The sequence below is a fragment of the Amycolatopsis japonica genome (genome assembly GCF_000732925.1).
Taxonomy (GTDB): domain Bacteria; phylum Actinomycetota; class Actinomycetes; order Mycobacteriales; family Pseudonocardiaceae; genus Amycolatopsis; species Amycolatopsis japonica.
The window spans coordinates 4,391,776-4,399,077 of the sequence record NZ_CP008953.1 but is presented as its reverse complement, the minus strand read 5'-3'; the positions used below and the strand labels follow the sequence as shown (position 1 = coordinate 4,399,077).

Below are 7,302 nucleotides of genomic sequence, written 5' to 3'. Positions count from 1 at the left end.
CTCTCAAGGAGGCCTTCACGGACTTGCGTTGTTCAGAAGCGCGACCGATTTCGGCCATAAAACGTGAGTAGCGTTCGGGTTATGGATCGAAGAGCGTTCATGGTGGCCGCCGGCGGTGCGGCCGCAGGGGTGACGATGCTGCCGGGACAGGCCGAGGCGCAAGGGAAGTGGGGCCCGCGCGGGCCGGTCGTCCGCTTCAACATCCTCAGTGACATCCAGGGCGATCTCACCGACTTCGGCAAGGCGCTCGACGACCTGCACGCGATCAACCCGGGCAGCGCGGGACTCGGTATCGCGGGTGACCTCACCCCGCGCGGCTACGACTTCGAGTACGCCCAGCTCCGCTCGACCTTCGACAAGCACCCGCATCCGCGCGAGGTGGCGTGGGCCATCGGCAACCACGAGTTCTACGTCCCGAAATGGCGCGATCCCGACACCCTCGCCCAGGAGACCTGGCCCAACGGGACGACCGAGGATTCGCTGTTCCGCAGTTTCTACCGGTTCGCGGGCCGCAACACCGTCTACAGCGAGACGTCGTTCGGCGGGGTTCCGGCGCTCTGCCTCGGGACCGAGCGGTACGCGAAGTACCACGACCCCAAGCTGTGGGACGAGGTCTGGATGAGCGACGGCCAGTTCACCTGGCTGGAGCAACGGCTTCGATACTGGTCGAACCGGCGCAGCCCGGTGATGGTGCTGACCCATCATCCGTTGCCCAACACGGTTTCCGGTACGCACAACAAGCTCTACCGGTCCGACTACCTGCAGCCCGACAGGCTGCTTTCGATCCTCGGCCGATACCGGGACGTGTTCCTGTTCTCCGGGCACACGCATTGGGATCTCAACCTGTCGGACTGGGTGGTCCGCCGGGTGGTCCCGGGTACCGGCAACCTCGAAGGGTTCACCGTGGTCAACACCGCGGCCGTGCAGACCGGGTGGACGGACGACGGCAAGGGCGGGGAAGTGTCCCTCGGCGGTGCTTTCAACCAGGGGCTACAGGTCGAGGTCTCGTCGGGCTCGGTGGTGATCAAGGCCCGCGACTTCACCACGAAGACCTGGCTGAAGCAGATCACCGTTCCACTGCACAACTCGCGGCCTCGTGAGTGGTAAGGACGGTGGGAACCGTCGGACTCGCGTGACCGGAGGGACGACACGCGTGTTCGGACGGACGACACGCGTGACTGGACGGACGGCTCGCGGCGGCCTCGCGTGTCGTCCATCTGATCACGTGTGTCGTCCGGTCAGACACGCGAAAGCGCCGGTTCGAACCTTGATCAACGGAGGATTGGGGACACTCAACGTCCCCGATCCTCCGTTGATCAAGGTTCGGGCCGAGTGGGGAAGATTCCGGACGCTCAACGTCCCAAATCCTCCCCGCTCGCTCAGACACGCGAAAGCGCCGGTTCGGCCCGAGCACGCGCCCGATAGCGCGTGAAGGCCTCCTTCCCTCGGCTCAGCCGAGGGAAGGAGGCCTTCACGCGCATCGGCCAAAGGCTCAGCTGGCCGGCTTGACCTCGGTCTTCGGGTCACCGTCGACCGCCGCGGAAAGCTGCGGGACGATCCGGTCGATCACGTACGGCAGGCTCAGCACGGTCACGAACGAGACCGCGCTGCCGTAGTTGCCTTCGTTCTCGATGAAGACCTCGCGCTTTTCCTTCGCCACCTTGAGGCCGGTGTAGAGCGCGTCCTTGCCGAGGATCTCCTGCGCCTTGGCCGGGGTGTCGATGAGCCAGACGAGCGCGTCGCGGTCGAGGAGGTCGGTCCGTTCGGCGCTGAGGCTCTTGCCGAACTTGTCACCGATGACGGCGTCGAGGTCGGCGGGCAGCTTGAAACCGAGCGATTCGAGGATGTGCGAGCGGCCGTCCTGGCTGCCGTAGACGAAATAGCCCTCGTAGGTCGACGCCATCAGCGCCGACTTGCCCGCGAACTCCGGGTGCTCCTTGCGAGCCTGGGCGAACTTGTCCTCGACGGCCTTGACCAGTTCGTTCGCCTTGGTGGCGCGCCCGACGGCCTGGCCGACCTTCTTGGTCGCCTCGTTCCACGGGATGCCGTAGTCGTTGTACTCCTTGGGCTGCGCGACGACCGGGACGCCGATCTGGCTCAGCTTGTCGTACTGCTCCTTGGTGAGCCCGGAGTACAGCGCGATGATCAGATCCGGCTTCAGCGCGGCGATCTTCTCGTACTGCGGCCCGTCCACGTCCTTGAGCACCTCGGGCAGCGCGGCGCCGCCGAGCTTGTCGGTCGCCCACGGGCCGATCGTGCCGGGGTACTTGCCGAGCCATTCGGTGACCCCGACCGGGACCACGCCGAGGGCGAGCAGCGCGTCCTGTTCGGTCAGGCCGACCGTGACGACGCGTTTGGGCTCCTGGGTGATGGTGGTGCTGCCGTACTTGTGCTCGATGGTGGTCGGGAACGCGTTCGCGTCGACCGCGGAGCCGGCGGAGTTCTGCGCGGCCGGGGTGGCCGACTCGCCGCCTCCTCCGCACGCGGTGAGCGAGGCGGCCAGCACCAGGGCGGACGCCAGTACACCGGCGGTCTTCAGGCGCCCTCGCACGGCGGAGAGGGTGGGGATTCGGGCCATCATCCGTCCTTCGTGATCGGAGGTCCGGCGGGACGCCGGATTAATCGAGAATCAGGTTTGGCTAACCTAAGACGCCGACGGGCCGATTGCAACCGGTGACGCTGCGTCCCGGATCACGTCTGTGAACGGTTGTCCGACCAGGCCGCCCAAAGTGTTGCGTATTGACCACCCGTGGCCACGAGTTCGTCGTGTGTCCCGCTTTCGACGATCACGCCCGCGTCGAGCACGACGACGCGGTCCGAGGCCGCCGCCTGCGTCAGCCGATGCGCGACGACGAGACCGGTCCGTCCCTCCAGGGCGGCGGCCGCGGCGGCTTCGAGGGTCTTCGCGCCCGCGCTTCCGGCTTCCGCGGTCGCCTCGTCGAGGATCGCGATCGGCGGATCCGCGAGCACCAGCCGCGCCAACGCCAGCTGCTGAGCTTGGGTCACCGTCAACCGATGCCCGCCCTCGCCGACGACGGTCGCGAGACCCAGCGCCTCCGCCCAGCCCCGTGCGCCGACCTTTTCCAGTGCTGCCACCAGGTCCGCGTCGGACGCGTCCGGACGGGCCAGGCGGAGGTCGTCCGCCAGCGAACCGGCGAAGACGTGCACTTCTTGACTGATCAGCGCGACCGCCCGCCGGGTGGCGGAGGGCCCGAGTTCGTCGAGCGGGACCCCGCCGACGGAGATCGTTCCCGCGGCCGGGGTGTGGATCCCGGCGATCAGCTTGGCCAGCGTCGTCTTCCCGGCCCCGCTCGCCCCGACCAGCGCGACCCGCTCGCCGGGGGAGAGGTCGAGGTCGACGTCCCGCAGCACCGGATGTCCGTCCACATAGGAATGAGAGATCCCGGCCGCCTTCACCGACGCGTCGACGGGCCTCGCCGGCCGCTCGGGTTCGCGCGGCGCGGGCAGGTCGGCGACTCCGATCAGCCGGGCGAGGCTCGCGGCGGCCGCTTGCGCGTCGTCCACCAGTGCGAGCGCGGTGTTGATCGGGCCGAACAGGCTGTGGAAGTACAACGCCGCCGCCGTCGCCGCGCCGACGGTCACCGCGTTCGCGCCCACCAACAGGAAACCGGCCGCGAGCACGGCCGAGAGCCCGATGAACTCGGCGAGGTTGAGCCGGGCGAAGAACTTCGTCATCAGCCGCACACCGCGCAGCATCAGGTCCATCGCGCCCTCGGACCGCTGCCGCACACGCTCCACATGGGCGTCGGCGAGCCGGAACGCGCGGACGGTTTTCGCGCCGCCGATCGTGTCGAGTAGTTGCTGCTGCTGCGAACCCGTCGCGATCCGCTGCTTCGCGTACAACGGAACGGCGTTGCGGACGTACCAGCGCACGGTGTGCAGCTGGATCGGCGCCGCCAGTAGCGCGGCGAGCAGAAACCGCCAGTCCAGGACGGCGAGCGCGCCGAGAGTCAGCACGATGGTGAGCACCGAGCGGCCCAGTTCGGGCAGGGCTTCGCGGACCGCCCTCGCGACCACCGTGACGTCGTTGGTGACACGGGCGGTCAGGTCCCCGGAGCCCGCGCGTTCGATCTGCTCCAGCGGGAGCCCCAGCGCGCGCTCGACGAACCGTTCGCGCAGTTCCGCCAGCAGTGTTTCGCCGAGTTTCGCGGTGAGCGAGACACCCAGTGCCGTCGCGATCGCCTGCGCGACGGCGACCAGGACCAGCGCCACCACCGGCGTCGCCAATTCGGTCGCGGGCCGTTTTTCGATGACCAGGTCGACGATGTGGCCGAGCAGGCGGGCGGTGAGCAGCCCGATCGCGGTGGCGCCGACGAGCATCGTGAGCGCGCCCGCGGCACGGGCCTTCGACGTGCGGAGCAGTTTGCCGAGGACCGCCCGGATCGGCTTGCCGTCGGCGGTGGGGAGAAGTTCGCGCGTCATGACAGCACCGCCGCGCGGTAGTCGGCGCGATCGCGGACGAGTTCGGCGTGGCCGCCCTCGCCGGTGATCCGGCCGCCGTCGAGCACGACGACGCGGTCCGCCACGGCGAGCAGGGCGGGGCTCGTGGTCACCAGGATCGTGGTCCGTCCTCGTCGTAGCCGGGCGAGCCCGGTGGCGATCTTCGCCTCGGTCACCGTGTCGACCGCCGTCGTCGGGTCGTGCACGACGAGCACCGGCGCGTCCGCGGCGAGCGCGCGGGCGAGCGCGACCCGTTGCCGCTGGCCGCCGGAAAGGGAACGGCCGCGTTCGGTGACCGCGGTCCCGGTGCCGTCCGGCAGCGCCGCGGCGACCTCGTCCGCCGCCGACGCGGCCAGTGCCTCGTCGAGCGGGCGGTCCCCGGCGTGGACGTTCTCCGCTAGCGTCCCTTCGAACAGGTCCGCGTCGTGCGCCGCGACCAGGACGACCTCCCGCACCCGTTCCGGGTCCACAGTGGACAGATCGACGCCGTCGACGTCGACTCTGCCCTCGGACGGATCGCCCGCCCGGCCGAGGCAGTCGAGCAGATCGGTCGCGGCGGCCGGATCCGCGGCGACGACTCCGATCAGTTGTCCGGCCGGGATGTCGAGGTCGACACCGCGGAGGCTGCCGTACGAGACCGCGTCGAGCCGGACGTTCCCGGTGGCGGGCGACGGGAGTTCGCCGTCGCCCGATTCGACCGCGGCCAGCGTGGTCAGCAGGTCGGCGACCCGGGACGCGGACGCGCGGCCCTGCGCCAATTCACCGTTGACCCACGAGAAGATCAGGAACGGCGTGAGCAGGAATTGGGCGAGCCCGACGGCCGCGACGAGGTCGCCGACGCTGATCGACCCCGACGCCGCGAGATGCCCGCCGACGAGGGCGACGATCGCGATGAAGACGCCGGTGAGTGCGAGCACGGCGCCGTCGTGCCAGGCCTTGGCCCGCGCGGCGCGCAGCGTCGCCTTGAGCGAGTCCTGGCTCGTGCCGCGGTAGCGGGCGACGGCGGCCGGTTCGGCGCCGATGCCCTTGAGCACCCGCAACCCGGAGACCAGGTCCGTGGCGACCCCCGAGGCGTGCGCGGACCGTTCCTGTTCCGCTTCGCTGCGGCGTTCGAGCGGCTTGCCGATGAGATGCGCGAGGTACAGCAGCGGTGGCGTGCCCAGCAGTACGAGGAGACCCAGCGGAAGCGAGATGCGCAGGAGGGCGACCGCGCTGACCAGCACACCGGCCAGCGCCGCGATCCCGAACGGCAGCACCGCGTTGACGACCCCGACGCGTTGCGCGTCGCTGGTGCCGATGTTGACCAGTTCCCCGGCGAGCTTGCCGTTCTCGGCGCCACCGCCGGGATGCAGGACCCGGCGGCTGATCGCGATGCGGAGGTCGTGCGCGGCCCGCAGCGACGCGCCTTCGGCCGCGCGCGCGGCGAACCGGTAGCTGTAGGACAGCCCCGCGAAGACCACGGCGAGCACGGCGAGCCAGAACACGAGCGTGCCCACGGAACCGCCGTCGACCGCCTGGTCGATCACCACGCCGATGATCACCGGGACGAGTGCTTCGCCGCCCTGATGCCCGGCGGCGAGCACGGACGCGAGCGTGACCTGCCGTCGCTGCCCGGAAATCGCCTGGCGCAGGACGCTTCGGCTGGTGGTGGCCGTTGCGGTCACCGGCGCCTCCTTGTGGGGAGTAGGTAAGGCTAGTCTAAGTAGGTAGCTCGTTGAGGTGAACTCCGGCGTTCGGTTAGCCTCGCCTCACTCGAAGGAGGTCCCGTGGTCGTCACCGAACGCCCGCCCGAAGCGGCGTCCCCGCCCAGCGCGGCGGCACGGACGTTCCGCGCCGGCGGACTGGTGGTCGGGCTCGCGCTGCTGGCGCTCGTCTTCCTACTCAGCATCTGGGTGGGGTCGAAGAGCATCCCGTTCACCTCCACCTGGTCGGTGCTGTGGCACAACGACGGCTCGACCGACGCGGTGATCATCCACGACCTCCGCATCCCGCGGACCCTGCTGGGCCTGGTCGTCGGGGCGGCACTCGGCCTGGCGGGCGCGGTGATGCAGGCACTCACCAGGAACCCGCTCGCCGACCCCGGCCTGCTCGGCGTCAACACCGGTGCCGCGGCCGCCGTCGTGTCGGGGATCGCGTTCGCCGGTGTCACCAGCGTGCTCGGCTACATCTGGTTCGCCTTCGCCGGAGCCGCGATCGCTTCGGTCGTGGTGTACGTCCTCGGCTCGGCGGGCCGCAGCGCCACGCCGGACCGGCTGGTGCTCGCCGGTTCGGCCGTGATGGCGGTGCTCCAGGCGTACATCGTCGGCGTGCTGCTGCTGATGCCGGAGACGTTCAACCAGTTCCGGTTCTGGAACGTCGGCTCGCTCAGCGGCCGCAAATGGGACGTGTTCCTGCAGATCTCGCCGTTCGTCGTCCTCGGCGTGATCATCGCGCTGCTGCTCGCCCGCCCGCTCAACGTCCTCGCGCTCGGCGACCAGACCGGCAAGGCGCTCGGCGCCCACGTCGGCCGCACCCGGGTGCTGGGCGCGATCGTGGTGATGCTGCTCTGCGGCGCGGGGACCGCGGCGATCGGCCCTGTCCTGTTCCTCGGACTCGCCGTGCCGCACGCCGCGCGCATGCTGGTCGGCCCGGATCAGCGCTGGGTCCTGCCGTACTCGATGCTGCTCGCGCCGATCGCGCTGATCGGCGCCGACGTCGTCGGCCGCGTGCTGAACCCGCCGGAGGAACTGCAGGCGGGGATCGTCGTCGCGTTCCTCGGGGCGCCGGTGTTCATCGCGCTGTGCCGCCGCAGGAAGCTGGCCCGGCTGTGACACCAGGCAAGGGGACCGCGATCAAGGAGCA

5 protein-coding genes are annotated in these 7,302 nt (G+C 70.0%); 2 read left to right on the top strand and 3 right to left on the bottom strand.

Annotated features, from left to right (window positions below; genetic code table 11):
• The first annotated feature begins 81 nt into the window (after positions 1-81).
• A complete protein-coding gene (locus AJAP_RS20515) occupies positions 82-1,107 on the top strand; it encodes a metallophosphoesterase family protein (protein WP_228694989.1) in 1,026 nt (341 codons plus the stop codon).
• A gap of 385 nt (positions 1,108-1,492) precedes the next feature.
• Here AJAP_RS20515 and AJAP_RS20510 read toward each other — a convergent pair whose 3' ends face one another.
• The 3 genes from AJAP_RS20510 to AJAP_RS20500 form a co-directional block, all read right to left on the bottom strand.
• Positions 1,493-2,578 (bottom strand): iron-siderophore ABC transporter substrate-binding protein, encoded by a 1,086-nt coding sequence (locus tag AJAP_RS20510; protein WP_038523498.1) that lies wholly within the window; start codon positions 2,576-2,578, stop codon positions 1,493-1,495.
• Between the two features lie 113 nt (positions 2,579-2,691).
• Positions 2,692-4,443: an ABC transporter ATP-binding protein gene (locus AJAP_RS20505; protein ID WP_038514168.1), complete on the bottom strand. Its 1,752-nt coding sequence runs from the start codon at positions 4,441-4,443 to the stop codon at positions 2,692-2,694.
• Positions 4,440-6,125 (bottom strand): ABC transporter ATP-binding protein, encoded by a 1,686-nt coding sequence (locus tag AJAP_RS20500; protein WP_038514165.1) that lies wholly within the window; start codon positions 6,123-6,125, stop codon positions 4,440-4,442. Before AJAP_RS20500 ends, AJAP_RS20505 begins: the two co-directional genes overlap by 4 nt.
• Before the next feature lie 102 nt (positions 6,126-6,227).
• Here AJAP_RS20500 and AJAP_RS20495 point away from each other — a divergent pair, with 102 nt between their 5' ends.
• Complete coding sequence (locus tag AJAP_RS20495; protein WP_038514162.1) at positions 6,228-7,271, top strand: FecCD family ABC transporter permease; 1,044 nt, start codon at positions 6,228-6,230, stop codon at positions 7,269-7,271.
• Positions 7,272-7,302: the final 31 nt, after the last annotated feature.

Coding starts and splice junctions, on each gene's coding strand:
- AJAP_RS20510 (WP_038523498.1), bottom strand. CDS start 2,578: ATGGCCCGAATCCCCACCCTCTCCGCCGTGCGAGGGCGCCTGAAGACC.
- AJAP_RS20515 (WP_228694989.1), top strand. CDS start 82: ATGGATCGAAGAGCGTTCATGGTGGCCGCCGGCGGTGCGGCCGCAGGG.
- AJAP_RS20505 (WP_038514168.1), bottom strand. CDS start 4,443: ATGACGCGCGAACTTCTCCCCACCGCCGACGGCAAGCCGATCCGGGCG.